Below are 19237 nucleotides of genomic sequence, written 5' to 3' on the forward strand. Positions count from 1 at the left end.
GGGCGGCAAAATTTCCAGATTGATGGCGCTCAGGTCGAGCAGCGGATATGAAAATTTGTGTCCATAATTGAATTTGTGGGCACAACTGCTGTGCCAAAATTCGATCATGGATGGGGGCGATTCCTACGTCCAGACGGTGCTGGCTTTACGCTTACCCTTATTCAACGCTACGAGCCCGGGGATTAGCTCAGTCCGAAACGCGCGCACGTATTTCAGGAACGTCATCACCTCGACCAACAGCGCCAATTGGATTTCCTGCGAAGTTTTCGAGTGAACCCGGCTCCTCAAACGTACGTCCGAGCTGTACAGGTGGGAAAGGGCAGACGTGAAACCGCATATTCCCCACGTCCTGTTGTAATAGCTGATAATTTCGGCCGGCATAATACCTCCAGTCCATTGTCCGTAAGACTGCGGTACCGGAACCCGATTCCGGTGCACCGAGGTCGTCCAACACTTCACGACAGTCTAACGGGCGCGTCCAGGCGAACAAGTAACAACGGGTATCGCATTACGTAACAGGGGGCGCTCTAAAAATAGCCTGAAGATAGGATTAGATGAAACGCGGAGCCGCGCACGATTGACAAGGGCGAACTCATCACATAAATAATTTCATAGCTATAATTTACTGTTGCGAAATTTTTAATTTTTCCGCAGCACTTCTTATCGATTGGTTTAAAACTAGGAAATCCATTCTTCGGAAGTTACTACTTATTGATAGTTTTTTTTGATTCAAGAGGAAAGTATGGCAATTGACGTATATCTGCAAATTGAAGGTATTAAAGGCGAGTCCCAAGACGACAAGCACAAAGAATGGATCGAAGTAAGGGGTATTCACTGGGGCGTGCATCAGCCTAAAAGTGCTACCGCATCGACTGGCGGAGGTCACACTGCAGAACGCGCAGAATTGTCGGACATTTCCTTCTCCAAGCTCAGCGACCTGTCGTCGCCAATCCTGCTGCAAACATGTGCAGCCGGTAAGACCATCCCAAAAGCCAAGTTTGAATTCTTCCGTGCCGATGGCAATGGCGATCGCGTGAAGTATTTCGACATCGAACTCGAAAATGTCCTGATCAGCATGGTGACCCCGCACTTGGGCGGAAGCGACACCCTTCTGACTGAGAACGTCAACTTGAAGTTCTCGAAAGTGAAGTGGAAGTACACGCAGCAGAAGATTGGCGGTGGCACTGGCGGCAATACGTCTGGCGGCTGGGATCTGGCAACCAACAAAGTCGCTTAAAGGCGGATCATGCCACTTAATCTGGATCAATTCGCGCAACATTTGCGGACAAATGCGCTCCCGGGATTTGGACAGGGTAAATGCGCGAAGTATGTACGCATGGCGCTTCAGGCCGGCGGGGCGCAAATTTCGCAGTATGCCCCGGCGGGGAGAGATTTTGGCCCGGTTCTGCTTCAGCTCGGCTTCCATGCAATTACAGTCGACAACCCGGACACCTTTCATTTTATGAAGGGGGACGTGATGGTCATGCAACCGTATACCGGTGGCAATCAGAATGGACATGTGGCCGGCTACGATGGAAGCAAGTGGATTTCCGACTTCATTCAAAGTGACTTCTGGGCAGGTCCCGGATACAGAGCAGAAAGACCAAGTCATGTTGTCTATCGCTATTAAGGGCCTGTGCGCAGCCGCTTTGCTTGCAGTACTCTGCGCCAGTGCAAGCGCACAGGAAAGCAAGCATCCTCCGCAATCCCTGCGCGATCCCATTCTGGGTCTGCGGCTCCCTTCTGCAGGCCTCAAACTGGATCCTGTGCCTGAAGATATCCGCGCACTGTGTGCGCAGATGGCCGACTCTGAGACCTGGACCACGCGCCAATGGATTTTTGGTGTAGCGAAGAATTCCACAGATACGTATTACCTCGTTAACGGGTATTCCAAGCGCCGCAACCCCAAACCAGGCGAGAGACCGTATCTTCAACACAAAGATGGGGGCGTTTATAAGGTCTCCGGCACCGAGTGCACTGGCGATCCGGCGCGAGAGACGTTTGTGGTGCGCGACCCGCGGCAAATTCCACGGGAAGTACTACAGGAACTCGCCCAGGATCTGGTAACTCGCCTGGCACGCGCCGCGGGAGGTGAGCAACGCTTGCGGGCTGAGATTAAGAAGCAGCGTATCGATCTTCATCAGTTGTCGCCCGAGATGCAAGAGGCGTTCAAACCTTACTTTGGTCTCGCACATTAGTTAAGGCGGCCTTTCTTGGTTTTTCCAGTAGAAGGCAGGGTTTCGGCCCTGTCTTCTTCTCGCTTCCTGCCAACGAAATGCCCAGAAGTGCACTAATTTGCGACGTGCTGATTTCGATGAATATGCCGGTTCCCGAGCAGACGGTTGTGCCGTTCCCGTAATAGGCAGAGCCCTTCCCCTGTGCTAACATCCGAGGTCCAAATTTACAGGCCCCACCATGACCGCATCCCGCCGCTATAACAAACGCCAACTCAAGAAAAAGCACCTCGGTGAATTCCAGGAATTCGGCTTCCTCGTCGAGGCACAACTGGTCGGCACCCTGACCCTGGCCGAGCACAACGCCCTGATCCACCAATTCCTCGAAGAAGCCATCGAAGCCAATGGCCTCGCGTTTGGCGGTGGCTACAGCGACGACTTCGGCGGTATCGTGGTGTCGAACAAGCCGTATGGCAAAGTCGACGAAAGCCACCGCGCCCTGGTGCAGGATTGGCTGTCCAAACACAGCAAACTGACCAACGTCAAAGTCGGCGAACTGCGCGACGCCTGGTACGGTTGGGGTTAATTGCGCGTCGAGTGCTTCCAATGACCAGGAAAGGGCGGCCACATCGGCCGCCCTTTTTTCGTTCTTCGCCTGCTACCGGGAAGATGCGGGCCCTGCGAGTCGCGGGAGGCCAGGCGGATCATACCCGACGGCCTTCCGGTTTGTGTCTGGACCGGCAATACCATTAGCGGGGCGACTCGAACAAAGAGATCCTGCGCACAGCGATTTTGCCCGCCTTTGTCCGTCATCCGATTTTGAAGCAAGCCCGGTAAACCAGGGTCAGACCCAAGGGTCTGACCCGACCGCTTGCCTGCGACTAATAAGTAGGGCGGCGTCCCGATAGTCGGCGAGGAGCCTAATTTTATTGTGCTAATCTTGCCATTCCACTAAGTAAGGAAGGCATCTGTGAAATTACTACTTCTCGTCGCCGCCGTCGTGCTGGCTTTGCCGGCCCAGGCTTCGCAACAATTCAACGTGCCATCGGCGCCGGGTGTCACGCTGGCTGTCATGGAGGTCGGACAGCATCGGGGCAAGCGCCCTATCCTGCTGGTGCATGGTGCGCGGGTCAGTTCAAAGGCTTCGTTCGACCTGCCTGTGGCGGGCGGCTCGCTGGCGGCCGACCTGGCGGCGCGCGGGTTTGATGTCTATACGCTTGATGTGCGTGGATATGGCGCATCCACACGGTTGGCCGAGATGGAGTCCGCGCCGACGGCCGGCGCCGCCTTGGTGCGCACCAATACTGCGGTTGAAGATATCGATGCGGCGGTGGACTTCGTGCGCCAGCGTAGTGGCGGTATGAAGGTGGCGCTGCTTGGCTGGGCGACCGGCGGCCAGTGGGCGGGGCATTATGCGACGCTGCACTCGCCCAAACTCAGTGCGATTGTCATGCTGAACAGCCTTTATCGCGGAGCTTCCGCACATCCACTGATCGGGCGCGGAACGGGGTTGGAGGACAAGGAGCGGCCGGGAGCCTTCAACCGCGCGGCTTGCGGCAATTACCGTGTGTCGGATGCGGCGTCCACGCTGGGTGCGTGGGACCGCACCTTGGGCGAGGACAAAGACAGCGCGCGCGATCCGGCCGTTGCGAAGGCCTACGTCGAGGCAGCGCTGGATAGCGACAGCACCAGCCGCCAGCGCGAGCCGCGCAGCTTCCGTGCACCATGCGGGGCGATGGAAGACAGCTTCTACCTCGCGACCGGCCGCCAATTGTGGGACGCTTCGCTGATCACAGCGCCGGTACTGGCTATCGCTGGCGAGAAGGATTTCTGGTCGCGGCCGGAGGATATGCACAACCTGCAGGCGGACCTGGTGCACGCTGCAGCCGTGCGCATGGTCCGCATTCCGAACGCAACCCACTTCCTGCACCTGGAACGTCCGGCGCGCGGGCGCGCGCAACTCATCGATGAAGTGGACAGCTTCGTGCCGCGGTAGGGCTTGAGCGCTGCGGCATAAGTGCTACTCTGGTTGGTAATCCTTTTCGCGGGAGGCCGTCGTGCTTAGATTTTTCAGCAAGCTTGCAGCAATGTTCCTGTTCGCTGGTGCGGCCGTGGCACAGACCACACCGCAAGCCGTAGGCGTGGTTGTCATGCATGGCAAAGGTGGTTCGCCGACAAAGTTCGTGGCAGAACTGGCGTCCGGCCTGGAAGCGAAGGGGCACCTGGTCGCGAATATCGAGATGCCCTGGTCGGGCAACCGCAACTACGACGTCGACCCGGCTGCGGCCGAAGCAGAAGTCGATGCGGCGCTGGACAGGTTGCGCGTAAAGGGCGCGAACCGCTTGTTCGTGGCGGGTCACAGCCAGGGTGGTACGTTTGCGCTCTACTACGGCAGCAAGCACGCCGTGGATGGCATCATCTCCATTGCCCCAGGTGCCAGCACCGCCAGCCAGGTGGTTCGCGAGAAGCTGGGTGGAACGCTGGAGGAGGCGCGCAAACTGGTGGCGGCGGGCAAAGGCGGCGAGACGGCGCGGTTGCAAGATTTCGAAGGCGCCAAGGGAACCTATGTCGTTGTCTGCAAGCCTGACAACTACGTGTCCTGGTTCGATCCCGATGGCGCCATGAACCTGACGAAATCGATTCGCGCCATGCGGCCAGGAACGCCGGTCCTGCTGGTGGTACCGAAGAACGATTACCCTGGCCTGCTCAAGGCCAGGCAGGCAAACTTTGATGCCCTGCCCCGCAATCCGCTGACGAAGCTGTATGAGCCGGACGCCACGCACACCGGTGCGCCTGCGGCATCGCATGAGGAAATCTCACGCTGGATGATGGAGGTGGCGCGCTAGCCGCTCCGCGCTAACAGGGCTTGGGCTTGACGGCAGCGAACTGGCAGTCGAGCGGCCGGAAGAATTCGCGAGAGGTACCGTAGGATTTGTTGTAGCGGTCGAAGATGCGGTCGATTTCACCGGATTTGTACAGCGCAGCGACGCCGTGCTCGAAGCTGTCGCGCTGTTCTGCCGTGCGGAATATGAACCAGTATTCGTTCGGCTTGCCGAGGATGTCGTGGTACACGAGATCAAAGTCGCCGTCGCGCAGGTAGGACTGGCGGCTCAGGTAGTAATTGAAAATATCCCGCTGCGAGATCACCACATCCACCTGCCTCAGTACAAGCAGCGGTGACTGCAGCGTCAACGGTTCCGAGTAGCGCGGATTGCCTTGCACCGCTTCGCGATAGCCGCCGCCCAACATCTGGCTGGCGCCGTTGAAGGCGGTGACACGGTATCGGGACAATTCAGCAACCGAATCGAGGTGCGGCAAGGCCGCGCGGCGGGTGATCGCCATATTATGGAAGCTGGTCACGGGCCAGCGGCTCATCACGCCAACCGGCGCCATCGAAGGCTTGCCATTGGTGGAGACGTCCACCAGGCCGCTGCGCAGCGCATCTTCGGTGCGCTTCATCGGCAGGTAGAAGAATTCGGCGCCGATGCCCTGGGTTGCCATTGCTTCGCGCAGCACGTCGACCATCAGGCCGCTTTGGCGGTCGGGCATGACAAAGGGGGCGATGTCGTCCTGCAGCCCGAACTTGATGCGCGCCGGTTCTGCTGCCTGCGCGGCGCAAGAGATCAGCAATGCCAGGGCGGAGGCGCGGAACATGGTCAGCCGGCGGCGGCGATGGGTTCCGGCGGAGCCCAGTTCTGCAATAGAGCGTTCTCGAATTCGAGCGCGGGCAAGGGGCGCGAGAAAAGGTAGCCTTGCACTTCGTCGCAACCGGAATCTTTGAGGAAGGCCAGTTGTTCCGCGGTTTCCACACCTTCGGCGATCACCTTGTGGTTCAGTTGCTGGGCGATGCTGATGATGGTGCTGGCAATGGCGCAGTCGTTGGTGTCGAGTGGAATGCCGGTGGTGAAGGAGCGGTCGATCTTCAGCGTGTCGATCGGGAAGCGCTTCAGGTAGGACAGGCTGGAGTAGCCGGTGCCAAAGTCGTCCAGCGACAGTGTGATGCCGGCCGCCGTCAGGCGGTCCATGATGCCGATCACGCGCTCGATATTGTGCATCAGGGTGGACTCGGTGATTTCCAGTTCCAGCCACGATGGTTCGAGGCCATAGCGCGCCAGCGTTTCCATCACGCGGCCCGGCAGCGCGGAGGTGAATTCGCGCGCCGATACGTTGACCGCCAGGCGCACCGGCGGCAAGCCCTTTTCTTTCCATGCCTGCGCCTGCGCACAAGCGGCTTCCAGCACCCATTCGCCGACCTGCACCACCAGGCCGGTTGCCTCCGCCAGTGGAATGAATTCGGCCGGCGGCACCAGGCCGCGCTCGGGGTGCTTCCAGCGCACCAGCGCTTCGGCGCCGATGATCTTGCCGGTGCTGATTTCAAACTTGGGCTGGTAATGCAGCAGCAGTTGCCCGTTGCCCAGGGCCTGGCGCAGGCCCGATTCGATGCGCATGCGTTCCTGCATGCCCTTGTTCATGTCCTGGCTGTAGAAGGCGATGTGCTCGCCGTCCGTCGAGGAATTCTGCTTGGCGCGGTACATGGCGATATCGGCCAGGCGCAGCAGGGTTTCCGCGTCATTGCCATCCTGCGGGTAGACGCTGATGCCAATCGAGGCGCTGACGCGCAGGTCGTGGCCCTCGATCAGGAAAGGCTCGTTCAGCGCCGATAGCAGCTTGTTCGCCACCATGCTGGCTTCGTAATGCTGGTGGATGTCGAACAGGCCGACCGCAAATTCGTCGCCGGACAGGCGCGCCACCACATCCTGGTCGCGCAGGGCCAGGCGGAAGCGCTGCGACACTTCGCGCAGCAGCGCATCGCCCACCGCGCGGCCCAGCGTGTCGTTAATCAGCTTGAAGCGATTCAGGTCGATGAACATCACGCAGCCGTCGGCCTTGCTGCGCTGGGCTACGGTCATGGCCTGGTCGACCAGCTTGGTCAGCAGCGAACGGTTCGGCAGGCTGGTCAGCGCATCGTAGTAAGCCAGGTGGTGGATGCGTTCCTCCGCCTCCTTGCGCTCCGTGATATCGGTCAGGTAGGCGACCAGGCCGATCGAGCGGTCTTCCATATCGCAAAGCTGCGACAGCGACAGGCTGGCCCAGAATACGTCGCCGTTCTTTTTCTTGCGGCGCACTTCCATCAGGCGGCCGCCCTGCTCCAGGAACTCATCGCCGAGGTCTTCGTCTTCGTCGTCGTAGAGGAAGATGATGTTGCGCCCCACCGCCTCCACCGCCGAATAGCCGAACAGGCGCTCGGCGCCCTTGTTCCAGCTTGTGATGAAGCCATTCAGGTCCATGGTCAGCACCGATTCGTGAATCTGGTCCAGTATCTGGGTCTGGTGCTGCAAGCGCGCTTCCACTTGAACATAGGCGTGGGTGGTGCGCTGAGCTATCGAATGCACCTGCAGCACGCTGCCGGCGAGGCTGGCCAGGCTGGCCAGGTTGTGCCGGCTGGTTTCAGTGTAGTTGTCGAGGCCGGAAACTTCAAAGCGGCCGAAATACTGCTGGTCGTATTGGATCAGCTGCGACAGGCCGCTTTCCCATCCTGGCAAACCGGTGGCCGGGGTCATTTCGCCCGGCACGTAGCGGCCGTGCGGGCTGCCGGTGACCTCGCGTGCAATGCGGCCCAGCTCTTCCACCAGCGCGCGGCCGCGCAGGCGCAGCACCGCATCGCACACGGCGGCACTGCTGGCGAGGAAGTTGGCGACCGGTTGCTCGTGCATGCCTACACGTTCCTGCTGACCTGCAGGGCCCAATGGTAGGCCTGCAACAGGCTGCGCCAATACATTTCATTGTCGATGCCGACGTCGCGCAGCGCGCTTGCCTGCGGTTCGTGCATTTCCACCAGCGCCAGCATTTCGCCCAGGCCGCCGCTGCGGTCCAGCAGGGCTGCGACGACGTCCAGGTCCAGGTTCAGGGCCGATACGATTTCGGTCATCGGCATCGCCAGCAATACATCGAGCAGGGAGAACACGCCAACCAGGAAAGCCATGTCCTGTTCATCGCGTTCGCCTTGGCGCAGCTTGCACAAGGCTTCCATTTGCGCGGCGCGCAGGGCGGCCAGCGGCAGCAGGACATTGGCCGGGCCGTCGGCTTGCTGGCGCGCGTACAGCAGCAGCTGCAGCCAGCGTTGCAGCTGGCGGCGGCCCAGCAGGTTGATGGCCTGGCCGAAGTTGTGGATCGGATTGCTGCTCGGCGCAAAGGCAGCGGAGTTCACCAGCTTGAGCAACTGGAAGGACAGCGCCGGGTCCTGCTTCAGCAGGGTTTCCAGTTCGCGCGAGTCGGCGTCCTGCGCCAGCAGCCCAAGCAGGGCAAGCAGGCGTTTGCGGGTGGTGCCGTCGCCCTGCCCCGTGTCCCGCTCCTGCGCGCGCGGCAGCTCGCCACGGAACAGGGTAAAGCCGGCTTTGCGGCATTCGTCGACGCGCATGGTATCGGCGTTGCGGGCCAGGTGCGGGCCGGGCAACGACATCATCGCCAGCGCGCCGGGCAGCGCATCGGCGCAATCGACGTCGAGGCCACGGATGCCGGCTTGCGCGGCGGCGATGCCTGCATCGCCATCGGCCAGCAAGCGCAGGCCGCGGTCGGCCAGCTGTCTGCAGCACTTCTGCACAGCTTCATCGGCCAGCAACGCAGCCGGTACGGTGAATACGATGCGCTCGAGCGGCAGGCTATCGAGCTGCGTCGCATCGAGTGCAAGCGGGTCGGCAAGGGGAATGAAGTAATCGAGCGAACCCAGTTCTTCGGATTCAGGACAGCACAGGAGTGATTGCAGCACGGGCAGCGAGGCCGCCACCGGCATTTGAAATGCCAGTCCTACCCAGTGATTTTGGGTGTCCATGACAGGCTTGATTCCCACCAGCGGTAACGATTTCGGGTCTGACTCAAACATCGGAATCTCAGGTGTGGCAACGCTAACAATGGTAAATGGTCTATTGATGTAAAGCAACCATTGAGCGCGCACAGACACCCTGTGTTACAAGACTCGGGGAGTCTAACAGAAATTGCCCAAAAATCAGCTTTTTAGTGGTAGAGGAGGCAATCGAATTGCCAGATTTGTATCAGCAACGATACATTACTGATTAATTTAGCAATTTTCTATTTATCGAATTGTGCGTGTTGAACGGCAAACTTGATCAGTTCTGCCTGGCCTTCAATGCCAAGCTTGCGTTTGATGTTAAGGCGGTGGGTTTCCACCGTGCGCACGCTGAGGTCCAGTTCGCGCGCAATATGCTTGTTCGATTCGCCATTGGCGAGGTGGCGCAGCACCTCCGCTTCGCGCGTGGTGAGCTGGTTGTCCTGGGCCATGGGCTTGGCCAGCTGCTGCGCCAGGTTGGCGCTGTAGTAGATGCCGCCGGCCATGACCGTTTCGATGGCGACCACGATGTCCTTGCCCGGCGCATCTTTCAGCACGTAGCCTCGGGCGCCGGCCTGGATCGCCTGGGTCACGTATTCCAGCTTGTCGTGCATCGACAGGATCAGCACCGCAATCGACGGGAACTGGCGCTTGAACAAGGCGGTGGCTTCGATGCCGTTGGTGCCGCGCATATTGATGTCCATCAGGACCAGGTCGGGACTGTGCAGGCGCGCAGCTTCCAGCGCTTCGGCGGCGCTGCCTGCCTCGCCTACCACTTCGAATTGCGCCATGGCTTCCAGCCGCGCGCGCAGGCCGTCGCGTACCAGGGGATGGTCGTCTACCAGCAGGATACTTGTCCGCAGCTCACTCATTTTTTGCCTTTGTTGTCTACGCGCGCCAGCACAATGGTGCCGGCGGGCGAGGATTCGATGCGGAACTGGCCGCCGATCGCTTCCATGCGCTCCATCATATTCCGTAATCCGATGCCCCGCTTCGGATGGCCGGCAATGCCCTCGGCATCGAAACCGCTGCCATTGTCGGCAATGCGCAGCGCGACGCCCTCGGCATCGCCTTCGAGGCCGATGTTGATGCTGGTAGCGGCAGCGTGGCGCTCGATATTGGTCAGCGCTTCCTGCGCAATACGGAACAGCACCGTGTTCGCCACGTCCGGCAGGGCGTCGGTACAACCGGTGGCGCTGAACGCCACGTCGACGCCAATGTGTTCGCGGAATTCTGAGGCAAGGTGGTCGAGCGCGGCGGCCAGGCCCAGGTCGTCCAAGATGGCGGGGCGCAGGTTGTGCGAGATGCGGCGCACTTCGCCCAGCACATTGTTCAATTGCTCCGCGGTGTGCTCGAAGGCTGCCTTGGCCTTGTCCTGCTGCGCCGGGTTGCCGAGGCGGATAATGCCGGCCTCGATCTGCAGCTTGATCGAGACCAGCCACTGGCTGATGCCGTCGTGCAGGTCGCGCGACAGGCGCGCCCTTTCCTCTTCCTGCGATTCGACCACGCGCTGCGCCAGCACTTTGAGCTTGGCATCAGCCACGCGGTATTCGCGGATATTCAGCGCCAGGCCGGACACGCCTACAGCCACCAGCGCCAGCGCCGCAATCGCCGTCATCCACAGCAAGGTATTGCGGATATTGCCGCGCTGCTGGGCGTCGACCTTGGCCAGCGCCGCGTCGACGTCATCGAGATAGATGCCGGTGCCCAGCATCCAGCCCCATTCCGGCAGCGGTATCACGTAGCCCAGCTTGGGGGCCGACTTGTGGGTGGAGGGCTTGACCCAGTTGTAGCGCTCCAGCCCTCCCCCTTCACGGGCGCGTGTCAGCAGGCGCTGGATGGTGGGGTTGCCCTCCTGGTCCTTCAGCATGAACAGGTTCTGCCCCACCAGCTCCGGCTGGCGCGGATGCATCAGCGAATTGCCCTGCATGTCGTAGACGAAGAAATAGCCGTCATCACCAAAGCTCAGGGTGGACAGGATGCGTTTCGCTTCGTCGAGCGTGGCCTGGTCATTGCGGCCGGATTTGACCAGGTGCGCAATCGAATGGTTGGCCAGCGTGACGTAGTGTTTGAGTTCCGCTTCCTTGCTGGCCAGGTAGGCCTGCTGGATGGTGTCGCGCTGCTGGCGGGCGAGCGTGGTCGCCTGGTAGCGCACCGCGACGGCGATCGCGCACAGGGCCAGGATCAAGGGCGCAATGGCCAGGAACAGGAACTTTTGCCGCAGCTTCATGCGGCGATTGTAAGCCCGCTCCTGCGTGCTTGTCCTACGTAGTTATACGGACCGCGTTTGCGTAGTGGTGCGCTTGTGACAGATATTCAATTCCTGAATACTGGCCATTCATCCTTGGAGGAGACCCCGATGAATCCCACTATGAAGAAACTTGGCTGGGCAGCGATGTCCGTGCTGGGTGCGAGCGCCCTGGGCGTGATCGCGCTGAAGCGCGGCGAACCTGTCAGCGCCATCTGGCTGGTGATTGCAGCCGTTTGCGTGTACCTGATTGCGTACCGCTTCTACAGCCTGTTTATTGCCAAAAACGTCATGGGCCTGGAGGCTGACCGCCTGACCCCGGCCTATAAATACAACGATGGCCTGGACTATGTGCCGACCAATAAGAACGTGCTGTTCGGCCACCACTTCGCCGCAATCGCCGGCGCCGGCCCGCTGGTCGGCCCCGTGCTGGCGGCGCAGATGGGCTACCTGCCCGGCATGCTGTGGATCCTGGCGGGCGTGGTGTTCGCCGGCGCGGTGCAGGACTTCATGGTGCTGTTCATCTCCACCCGCCGCGATGGCCGTTCGCTGGGTGACCTGATCAAGTCCGAACTGGGGCCGGTGCCGGGCAATATCGCGCTGCTGGGCACCTTCATGATCATGGTGATCATCCTGGCCGTGCTGGCGCTGATCGTGGTGAAGGCGCTGGCGCACTCGCCTTGGGGCTCGTTCACCGTGATGGCCACCATCCCGATCGCGCTGTTCATGGGCGTCTACTCGCGCTACATTCGCGTCGGCCGCGTCGGCGAAGTGTCGCTGATCGGCTTCGTGCTGCTGATGCTGGCGATCTTCGGCGGCCAGTGGGTGCAGGAGAACCCTGCGCTGGCGCCAATGTTCACCTTCTCCGGCACTGAACTGACCTGGATGCTGATCGGCTACGGCTTCATCGCCTCCGTCCTGCCGGTGTGGCTGCTGCTGGCGCCGCGCGACTACCTGTCCACCTTCCTCAAGATCGGCACCATCGTCGGCCTGGCGCTGGGCATCCTGATCGTGTCGCCGATGCTGCAAATGCCTTCGCTGACCAAATTCATCGACGGCACCGGCCCGGTATGGTCCGGCAACCTGTTCCCCTTCCTGTTCATCACCATCGCCTGCGGCGCCGTGTCCGGCTTCCATGCGCTGATCTCCTCCGGCACCACGCCGAAGATGATCGAGAACGAAACCCATGCCCGCTTCATCGGCTACGGCGCGATGCTGATGGAATCCTTCGTCGCCATCATGGCGCTGATCGCCGCTTCGACCATCGAGCCAGGCGTGTACTTCGCGATGAATAGCCCGGCCGCACTGCTCGGCACCACCGCCGAATCGGCAGCGCAGGCGATTTCCCAGTGGGGTTTCTACGTCACGCCTGAAATGCTGACGCAGACCGCAAAGGACGTCGGTGAATCGACCATCATCTCGCGTGCCGGCGGCGCACCTACCTTGGCGGTCGGCATGGCGCACATCCTGTCCAACGTGGTTGGCGGCAAGGCCATGATGGCGTTCTGGTACCACTTCGCCATCCTGTTCGAAGCGCTGTTCATCCTGACCGCTGTCGACGCGGGCACCCGCGCCGGCCGCTTCATGCTGCAGGATTTGCTGGGCTCCTTCTCGCCATCGCTGAAGCGCACCGATTCCGTGTTTGCCAGCCTGCTGGCCACCGGCCTTTGCGTGGCGGCCTGGGGCTACTTCCTGTACCAGGGCGTGGTCGATCCGCTGGGCGGCATCAACACCCTGTGGCCACTGTTCGGTATCGCCAACCAGATGCTGGCCGCGATTGCGCTGATCCTGGGGACCTGCGTGCTATTCAAGATGAAGCGCGCCAAGTACGCCTGGGTCACCATCCTGCCGACCATCTGGCTGCTGCTGTGCACCCTGACCGCCGGCTGGCAGAAGATCTTCGACGCCAATCCGAAGATTGGCTTCATGGCCCACGCCGCGAAATACCAGGCGGCCCTGGCAGACGGCAAGGTGCTGGCGCCGGCCAAGTCGATCGAACAGATGCAGCAGGTGATCTTCAACGACTACCTGGATGCGGGCCTGGCAGCCTTCTTCATGATCGTCGTGGTCAGCGTGCTGGTGTTCGGCGTGCGTACCGCATTGGCGGCCTGGAACGCCAGCCGCCCAACCCACAACGAAGCCCCGGCCCAATACGCCGCCGCGGCCAAATAAGACCATGCTGGGCGAAATCGTCAAGGCTGGCCGCTACCTCGGGCAGAGCATGCGGCTGATGTGCGGCCTGCCGGAATACGACACCTACGTCGCCCATCGCGAGGCCACCCACCCGGGTGAGCCCGTGATGAGCTACGAGGAATTCTTCCGCGAGCGGCAAGAAGCGCGCTACGGCGGCGCCGGAAAACGCGGCGGCTGCTGCTAGAAATGTCCACCTTGGTTCCTGACCCCAAGGTGGACATTGTTGCTAGCGACTAAAAGTTAGAGCCAGATCAAAGTGTCGAAATTCTTAGCATTTATTCTTTGCCCGATGGAATCGTCCTTCGGCGGCGAAAATGCTCAACTTCGAACGGTCCGGCTTAAGCCAGAAACTGACCATCATCTCCGTGCTCACCACCGGCAGCGCCTTGCTGCTGGTGTTCGTGGCATTCGCCGTCGCGTCCATCCTTTCCCACACCAGCGAGGAGCGCAAGCAGCTTACCTCGCTGGCTGATGTCATCGGCGCCAACAGCGTCGCTTCCCTGCTCTATTCCGACCGGCCGACGGCCGAACAGGCCCTGGCTGCGTTGGCGGTGAAAAGCGACATCACGCGCGCTGCCCTGTTCGACCGCGACGGCGAACTGTTTGCCTCCTACCCTGCCCTGCGCCAACTGGGGCCCGCCGCGTTGGACGCGGCGCGCCTTAAGCAACTGGCGTCCGGCGAACTGGCTGAACGCGACGGTCCGCCCTGGGCGCCGCTGTTGCGGCTCTATCGGCCGGTGCGGGTGCGCCAGCATGTCATCGGGGCGGTGATGATCGAGGCCGGCCAGGCCTCGCTGTGGCTGGGCATCCTGCGCAACCTTGGCATTACGGCAGCCGCCACCGCGTCCTCGTTCGGGCTGGCGCTGGTGCTGTCGGCGCGCTTCCGCGAAGGCATTGCGGCGCCCATCGCGCAATTGATCGCGGCGGCGGATAAGGTCAGCAGCAGCCAGACCTACGCCCAGGTGCAGCACCAGCGCAGCGATGAACTGGGTACGCTGATCGATAGTTTCAACGGCATGCTGGCGCAGATCGAGAACCGCGACACCAAGCTGGCCCAGTACCGCGGCGAGCTGGAACGGCAGGTCAGCATCCGCACCGCGCAGCTGGAAAAGGCCAAGGATTCAGCGGAGGCGGCCAGCCAGGCCAAGAGCGCCTTCCTGGCCAATATGTCGCACGAAATCCGCACGCCGATGAACGGGGTGCTGGGCATGGCGGAGCTGCTGGCGGCAACCGAGCTCACCGAAACCCAGCGCCATTACACCAGCATGGTGCGCCGCTCGGGCGAGCACCTGCTGGTGATCATCAACGACATCCTCGATTTCTCCAAGGTCGAAGCGGGCAAGCTGACCGTTGAATACATCAACTTCAACCTGCGCGAGCTGCTGGACGATATCGAAAACGTGTTCGCGCCACAGGCCCAGGCCAAGGGCATTGAAATGGAGTTCGCAGTGGCGAACAACATCCCGCTGGCGATCTGCGGCGATCCGAACCGGCTGCGGCAGGTGATCGTCAACCTGCTGGGCAATGCGGTCAAGTTCACCGACCAGGGGCGGATCAAGGTGGCGGTACGGGTGGCGGAGGAGGATGCGCAGTCGGCGCGGCTGCGGCTTGAAGTGCACGATACCGGCATCGGCGTGACGCGCGAGGCACGGGCGCACATCTTCGACTCATTCTCGCAGGGCGATGGTTCGACTACGCGCAAGCACGGCGGCACCGGACTTGGCCTGGCGATTTCCAAGCAGCTGGTGGAGCTGATGGGAGGCACGATCGGGGTCGACAACGCGCTGGGGCGCGGTTCGGTGTTCTGGTTCACCGTGCAATTCGACAAGCGGCGCGTGGATGCGGATGATGCGGGCTTCCAGCAGAAGCCAACCAAGGGCCTGCGCGCACTGGTGGTCGACCGGCAGGCTGAAAGCGCGCTGGCGCTGCAACGCTTGCTGGCGCGCTGGCATTTGCAAGGCAATTGCGTGCCCAGCGCAGCGGATGCCTTGCGTGAACTGCACGCGGCGGCCATGCGCGGGATGCCCTATGACGTGGCATTGCTCGAGATGGGGCTGGACGATATCGGCGGGCTGGCGCTGGCGGCCGAAATCAAATCCGATCCTGATATTTCTTCGGTGCGCCTGATCTTGCTGGCCTCCGAGCGCAATGCGGCGGACCAGGTGCAACGCCGCGCCGCAGGCGTGGCTTTCCAGCTGATCAAGCCAGTGCGCGAACCGGACCTTTACGACTGCATCGTGACGCCGGCGCGCGCCAATGAAGGGGTGGGCGCGGCGGGACTGGCCGGCATTCCGTCATCGCAGTCCTCGCCGCGGCCGCGGCACGGCCAGCGGCCGCGCGCCCTGCTGGCCGAGGATAATCCGGTAAACGTGGAGGTGGCGTCGGCCATGCTGCGCGGCCTGGGCATGGAGGTGGCCTGCGCCGCCAACGGCGAAGAGGCGCTTGCCGCCGTGCGGGCCGGCGATTACGACCTGGTCCTGATGGACTGCATGATGCCGGTCATGGACGGCATGGCCGCTACCGCCGAAATCCGCCGCCTGGAGCAGCAGCGCGGCCGGACACGCACGACACCCATCGTCGCCATCACGGCCAACGCGCTGCAGGGCGACCGCGAACGCTGCCTGGCCGCTGGGATGGACGACTACATCAGCAAGCCTTTTTCACAGCAGGCACTGGCCGACACCCTCGGGCGCTGGATTGCCCTGCCGCGTCCAACTCGCGCTCCCGAAGCGCAGGCCGCCGCGCCGGGCCAGGCCACTCCCGCAACCATCAACCAGCTCGCGCTTGACGCCATCCGCGCCCTCAGTGCCGAGCAAGGAGAGCTATTACTGCAACGCGTCCTGACCACCTTCCTGCAAGACACCCCCCGCCAACTCACAGCTCTGCACGCAGCGGTCGCAGACAGCGACCCATCCACCATCCGCAAGACCGCCCACAGCCTGAAATCCAGCAGCGCCAACGTCGGCGCCGACACGCTGGCCAGGCTGTTCAAGGAACTGGAACAGATGGCACGCGCCGGCCGTACCGACGGCGCGGCCGGCCTGATGGCGCAACTGGAGCGCGAATTCCAGTCAGTCCGGCATTCGCTCAGTATCATCCTGCCGAAGGGAGCATGAAATCATGGCAGCGCTCTATTCACCCAAACGCGGCACCGTGCTGGTGGCTGATGACGATCCTGTCATGCGCCTGTTAATGCTTGAAATGCTGGCCCAGGTCGGGCTCGACGCGGTGGAAGCGAGCGACGGCCGCGCCGCTATTACCAGTTTCCGCGACAATGCGCCGGACCTTGTGCTGCTCGACGTCGACATGCCGCTGCTTGACGGCTTCTCGGTCTGCCGCGCCATCCGCAAGCTGGAAAGCTCGTCCCACATCCCCGTCATCATGGTCACCGGCGGCGACGACCTGGAAGCCGTCACCCAGGCGTATGAAGCCGGCGCCACCGACTTCGTCTCCAAGCCGATCAACTGGCCCATCCTGGGCCACCGCGTGTTGTACGTACTGCGTGCCAGCGATGCCATCGCCCGCCTGCGCATTGCCGATGCCCACAACCGCGCCGTGCTGGCGGCCATCCCCGACACCTTCTTCCGCCTCAGCGCCGACGGCTACTATCTCGATTACGAACAAGGCCACGAGCCCGGCGCCGATTTTGCCAGCCGCGAATGCGTGGGCCGCCACATCCGCGAGGTACTGCCGGCGCCGATCGCAAGCCGCATGCTGGAGCAGCTGTCGGCCGTGCTGCACTCCACTTCCGTGCACTCGGTCGATTACGAGCTGGCGCGCGACGGCGTTGGCCACCACTTTGAAGCGCGGCTGGTCAGCACGGTGTCCGGCGAAGTCCTCGGCCTGGTGCGCGACATCAGCGAACGCAAACGCACCGAAGAGCAGATCCGCAAGCTGGCCTACTGCGATAGCCTGACCGGCATCCCCAACCGCCAGGCCTTCCTTGAAACGCTGGAACGCGAACTGGAGCGCTCGCAACGCGAGCAGCGCAAGTTCGCCATCCTGTTCATGGACCTGGATTCCTTCAAGCGCATCAACGACACGCTGGGCCACAACGTCGGCGACCTGCTGCTGCAGATCGTCACCGAACGCCTGCGCGAGACCATTCGTCCCAGCGACCACCTGTGCAGCCTGGCGCGCCTGGGCGGCGATGAATTCACTATCCTGTTGCCCGATATCGAACGGGTGGACGACGCATTGGCCGTGGCGCACCGCGTGAAGGATGCCATGCGCCGCCCCTTCAACCTGGACGGCCACGAGATCTTCGTCACCGCCAGCATCGGCATCTCGCTCTATCCCGAAGACGGCGAAGACTGCACCTCGCTGCTGAAATTCGCCGACACCGCCATGTACCACGCCAAGAACTGCGGCAAGAACAACGCCAAGCTTTACAGCTCATCGCTCACGATGCAGATCATGAGCCACGTCAAGCTGGAAGTGGGCTTGCGCAAGGCCTTGCAGAACAACGAGCTATACCTGCTGTACCAGCCGCAAGTCGACGTCCCGACGACACGCGTGGTCGGCGTGGAAGCGCTGATACGCTGGCGCCACCCCGAGCACGGCATCATCCCGCCCACGGAGTTCATTCCGCTGGCGGAGGAAACAGGCTTGATCGTGCCGATCGGCGAATGGGTGCTGCGAACCGCATGCGGCCAGGCCCGCGCCTGGCAGCTTGAATGCGAGCGACCGGTCCGCATGGCGATCAACCTTTCCGCGCGCCAGTTCAAGGATGAGAACCTCGCCCAGATCGTGCTGGCAGTGCTGCAGGAAACCGGCCTTGATCCCAGCCTGCTGGAACTGGAACTGACCGAAGGCACCTTGATGGACAACGCCCTTGCCACGCTGGCCACGCTGGAGCAACTGCGCGGCATCGGCGTATTCCTGTCGATCGACGATTTCGGCACCGGCTATTCGTCCATGAGCTACCTGAAACGCTTCGACGTACGCGCACTGAAGATCGACAAGAGCTTCATCAGCGGCCTGCCGCAGGACAGCGAGAACGCCGCCATCACGCGCGCCATCATCGCCATGGCGCACGGCTTGAAAATGATCGTGGTGGCAGAAGGCGTCGAGACGCCCGAGCAACTGGACCTGCTGAAGCACTACGGCTGCGATATGGCGCAAGGCTACCTGCTCGGCCGCCCCGCTTCGCAGGACGTCATCAGCCAGATGCTGGTTTGTGCCGGATCAGGTGCTGCGGCGGTCTAGCATGGCGCGGGCGATAGTGCCGGCGTCGACGTATTCGAGTTCGCCGCCCACCGGCACCCCTCGTGCCAGGCGCGTTACCGCCAGGCCGCGCGCTTTCAGCATTTCACTGATGTAGTGGGCGGTGGCTTCGCCTTCATTGGTGAAATTCGTTGCCAGCACCACTTCCCCCACCACGCCGTCGGCGGCGCGCGCCAGCAGTTTTTCGAGATGGATGTCTTTCGGGCCGATGCCGTCCAGCGGCGACAGGCGGCCCATCAGCACGAAGTACAAGCCTTTGTACGTCAGCGTGGATTCGATCATCGCCTGGTCGGCCGGCGTTTCGACCACGCACAGCTGGCGCCTGTCGCGCGACTCGTCGACGCAGGTGTCGCAGATCTCGGTTTCGGTGAAGGTGTTGCACAGCGCGCAGTGGTGCACCTGCTCCACCGCCTGGTACAGGGCGCGCGAGAGCATGGCGGCCCCTTCGCGGTCGTGCTGCAGCAGGTGGAAGGCCATGCGCTGGGCCGACTTGGGACCGACACCCGGCAGGCGGCGCAGCGCCTCCGTCAAAAATTCAAAGGACTTCGCCAT

General features: G+C 61.9%; 16 protein-coding genes. 10 read left to right on the plus strand and 6 right to left on the minus strand.

Translation table 11 applies throughout. The features are described from left to right. The first annotated feature begins 742 nt into the window (after nt 1-742). From ASE26_RS08160 to ASE26_RS08180, 6 genes are all read left to right on the plus strand, one after another. Nucleotides 743-1237: a type VI secretion system tube protein Hcp gene (locus ASE26_RS08160; RefSeq protein ID WP_055935036.1), complete on the plus strand. Its 495-nt coding sequence runs from the start codon at nt 743-745 to the stop codon at nt 1235-1237. Nucleotides 1238-1246: 9 nt separating this feature from the next. Further along, the gene (locus ASE26_RS29745; protein WP_082591313.1) at nt 1247-1630 is read left to right on the plus strand and encodes a hypothetical protein; all 384 of its coding nucleotides are present in this window, start codon (nt 1247-1249) and stop codon (nt 1628-1630) included. Then, nucleotides 1611-2198 (plus strand): hypothetical protein, encoded by a 588-nt coding sequence (locus tag ASE26_RS30520; protein WP_156409901.1) that lies wholly within the window; start codon nt 1611-1613, stop codon nt 2196-2198. The genes ASE26_RS29745 and ASE26_RS30520 overlap by 20 nt, the downstream gene beginning before the upstream one ends. A gap of 217 nt (nt 2199-2415) precedes the next feature. Continuing rightward, nucleotides 2416-2760: a YggL family protein gene (locus tag ASE26_RS08170; protein WP_055935042.1), complete on the plus strand. Its 345-nt coding sequence runs from the start codon at nt 2416-2418 to the stop codon at nt 2758-2760. A gap of 384 nt (nt 2761-3144) precedes the next feature. Beyond that, nucleotides 3145-4170, plus strand: a complete 1026-nt coding sequence (locus ASE26_RS08175; protein WP_057245970.1) for an alpha/beta hydrolase — start codon at nt 3145-3147, stop codon at nt 4168-4170. A gap of 61 nt (nt 4171-4231) precedes the next feature. Next, nucleotides 4232-5020 (plus strand): alpha/beta fold hydrolase, encoded by a 789-nt coding sequence (locus tag ASE26_RS08180; RefSeq protein ID WP_156409902.1) that lies wholly within the window; start codon nt 4232-4234, stop codon nt 5018-5020. A gap of 10 nt (nt 5021-5030) precedes the next feature. On the opposite strand, the gene ASE26_RS08185 is transcribed toward ASE26_RS08180, so the two are convergent. The 5 genes from ASE26_RS08185 to ASE26_RS08205 all read right to left on the minus strand — a co-directional run bounded on the left by ASE26_RS08185 (nt 5031) and on the right by ASE26_RS08205 (nt 11248). Further along, nucleotides 5031-5828: an ABC transporter substrate-binding protein gene (locus tag ASE26_RS08185; RefSeq protein ID WP_082507494.1), complete on the minus strand. Its 798-nt coding sequence runs from the start codon at nt 5826-5828 to the stop codon at nt 5031-5033. 2 nt (nt 5829-5830) lie between these two features. Continuing rightward, nucleotides 5831-7888 (minus strand): bifunctional diguanylate cyclase/phosphodiesterase, encoded by a 2058-nt coding sequence (locus tag ASE26_RS08190; protein WP_055935048.1) that lies wholly within the window; start codon nt 7886-7888, stop codon nt 5831-5833. A 2-nt stretch (nt 7889-7890) separates the two neighbouring features. Then, entirely contained in the window at nt 7891-9003 is a 1113-nt protein-coding gene (locus tag ASE26_RS08195) for an HDOD domain-containing protein (RefSeq protein WP_229207244.1), read from the minus strand. Nucleotides 9004-9260: 257 nt separating this feature from the next. After that, entirely contained in the window at nt 9261-9890 is a 630-nt protein-coding gene (locus tag ASE26_RS08200) for a response regulator transcription factor (RefSeq protein ID WP_055935054.1), read from the minus strand. Further along, nucleotides 9887-11248, minus strand: a complete 1362-nt coding sequence (locus ASE26_RS08205) for a cache domain-containing protein (protein WP_055935056.1) — start codon at nt 11246-11248, stop codon at nt 9887-9889. Before ASE26_RS08205 ends, ASE26_RS08200 begins: the two co-directional genes overlap by 4 nt. Before the next feature lie 129 nt (nt 11249-11377). On the opposite strand from ASE26_RS08205, the gene ASE26_RS08210 reads away from it, so the two are divergent. The 4 genes from ASE26_RS08210 to ASE26_RS08225 all read left to right on the plus strand — a co-directional run bounded on the left by ASE26_RS08210 (nt 11378) and on the right by ASE26_RS08225 (nt 18667). Further along, entirely contained in the window at nt 11378-13438 is a 2061-nt protein-coding gene (locus ASE26_RS08210) for a carbon starvation CstA family protein (RefSeq protein WP_055935059.1), read from the plus strand. 4 nt (nt 13439-13442) lie between these two features. Continuing rightward, nucleotides 13443-13643, plus strand: coding sequence for a YbdD/YjiX family protein (locus ASE26_RS08215; protein ID WP_055935062.1), 201 nt, complete (start codon nt 13443-13445; stop codon nt 13641-13643). Nucleotides 13644-13773: 130 nt separating this feature from the next. Further along, on the plus strand, nt 13774-16575 hold the full coding sequence (locus ASE26_RS08220) for a hybrid sensor histidine kinase/response regulator (RefSeq protein WP_055935065.1): 2802 nt from the start codon (nt 13774-13776) through the stop codon (nt 16573-16575). Between the two features lie 4 nt (nt 16576-16579). Continuing rightward, a complete protein-coding gene (locus tag ASE26_RS08225; RefSeq protein ID WP_057245974.1) occupies nt 16580-18667 on the plus strand; it encodes a bifunctional diguanylate cyclase/phosphodiesterase in 2088 nt (695 codons plus the stop codon). On the opposite strand, the gene recR is transcribed toward ASE26_RS08225, so the two are convergent. After that, on the minus strand, nt 18647-19237 hold the full coding sequence (recR, locus tag ASE26_RS08230) for a recombination mediator RecR (RefSeq protein WP_055935070.1): 591 nt from the start codon (nt 19235-19237) through the stop codon (nt 18647-18649). The genes ASE26_RS08225 and recR overlap by 21 nt on opposite strands.

The organism is Duganella sp. Root198D2, from assembly GCF_001428585.1.
In the GTDB taxonomy this organism is placed as follows: Bacteria; Pseudomonadota; Gammaproteobacteria; order Burkholderiales; family Burkholderiaceae_D; genus Rugamonas.

Bases quoted from the DNA above. Each gene is read 5' to 3' on its own strand.
- ASE26_RS08160 (WP_055935036.1), top strand. From the start codon at position 743: ATGGCAATTGACGTATATCTGCAAATTGAAGGTATTAAAGGCGAGTCC.
- ASE26_RS29745 (WP_082591313.1), top strand. From the start codon at position 1,247: ATGCCACTTAATCTGGATCAATTCGCGCAACATTTGCGGACAAATGCG.
- ASE26_RS30520 (WP_156409901.1), top strand. From the start codon at position 1,611: ATGTTGTCTATCGCTATTAAGGGCCTGTGCGCAGCCGCTTTGCTTGCA.
- ASE26_RS08170 (WP_055935042.1), top strand. From the start codon at position 2,416: ATGACCGCATCCCGCCGCTATAACAAACGCCAACTCAAGAAAAAGCAC.
- ASE26_RS08185 (WP_082507494.1), bottom strand. From the start codon at position 5,828: ATGTTCCGCGCCTCCGCCCTGGCATTGCTGATCTCTTGCGCCGCGCAG.
- ASE26_RS08190 (WP_055935048.1), bottom strand. From the start codon at position 7,888: ATGCACGAGCAACCGGTCGCCAACTTCCTCGCCAGCAGTGCCGCCGTG.
- ASE26_RS08195 (WP_229207244.1), bottom strand. From the start codon at position 9,003: ATGGACACCCAAAATCACTGGGTAGGACTGGCATTTCAAATGCCGGTG.
- ASE26_RS08200 (WP_055935054.1), bottom strand. From the start codon at position 9,890: ATGAGTGAGCTGCGGACAAGTATCCTGCTGGTAGACGACCATCCCCTG.
- ASE26_RS08205 (WP_055935056.1), bottom strand. From the start codon at position 11,248: ATGAAGCTGCGGCAAAAGTTCCTGTTCCTGGCCATTGCGCCCTTGATC.
- ASE26_RS08210 (WP_055935059.1), top strand. From the start codon at position 11,378: ATGAATCCCACTATGAAGAAACTTGGCTGGGCAGCGATGTCCGTGCTG.
- ASE26_RS08215 (WP_055935062.1), top strand. From the start codon at position 13,443: ATGCTGGGCGAAATCGTCAAGGCTGGCCGCTACCTCGGGCAGAGCATG.
- ASE26_RS08220 (WP_055935065.1), top strand. From the start codon at position 13,774: ATGCTCAACTTCGAACGGTCCGGCTTAAGCCAGAAACTGACCATCATC.
- ASE26_RS08225 (WP_057245974.1), top strand. From the start codon at position 16,580: ATGGCAGCGCTCTATTCACCCAAACGCGGCACCGTGCTGGTGGCTGAT.
- recR (WP_055935070.1), bottom strand. From the start codon at position 19,237: ATGGCGAAGTCCTTTGAATTTTTGACGGAGGCGCTGCGCCGCCTGCCG.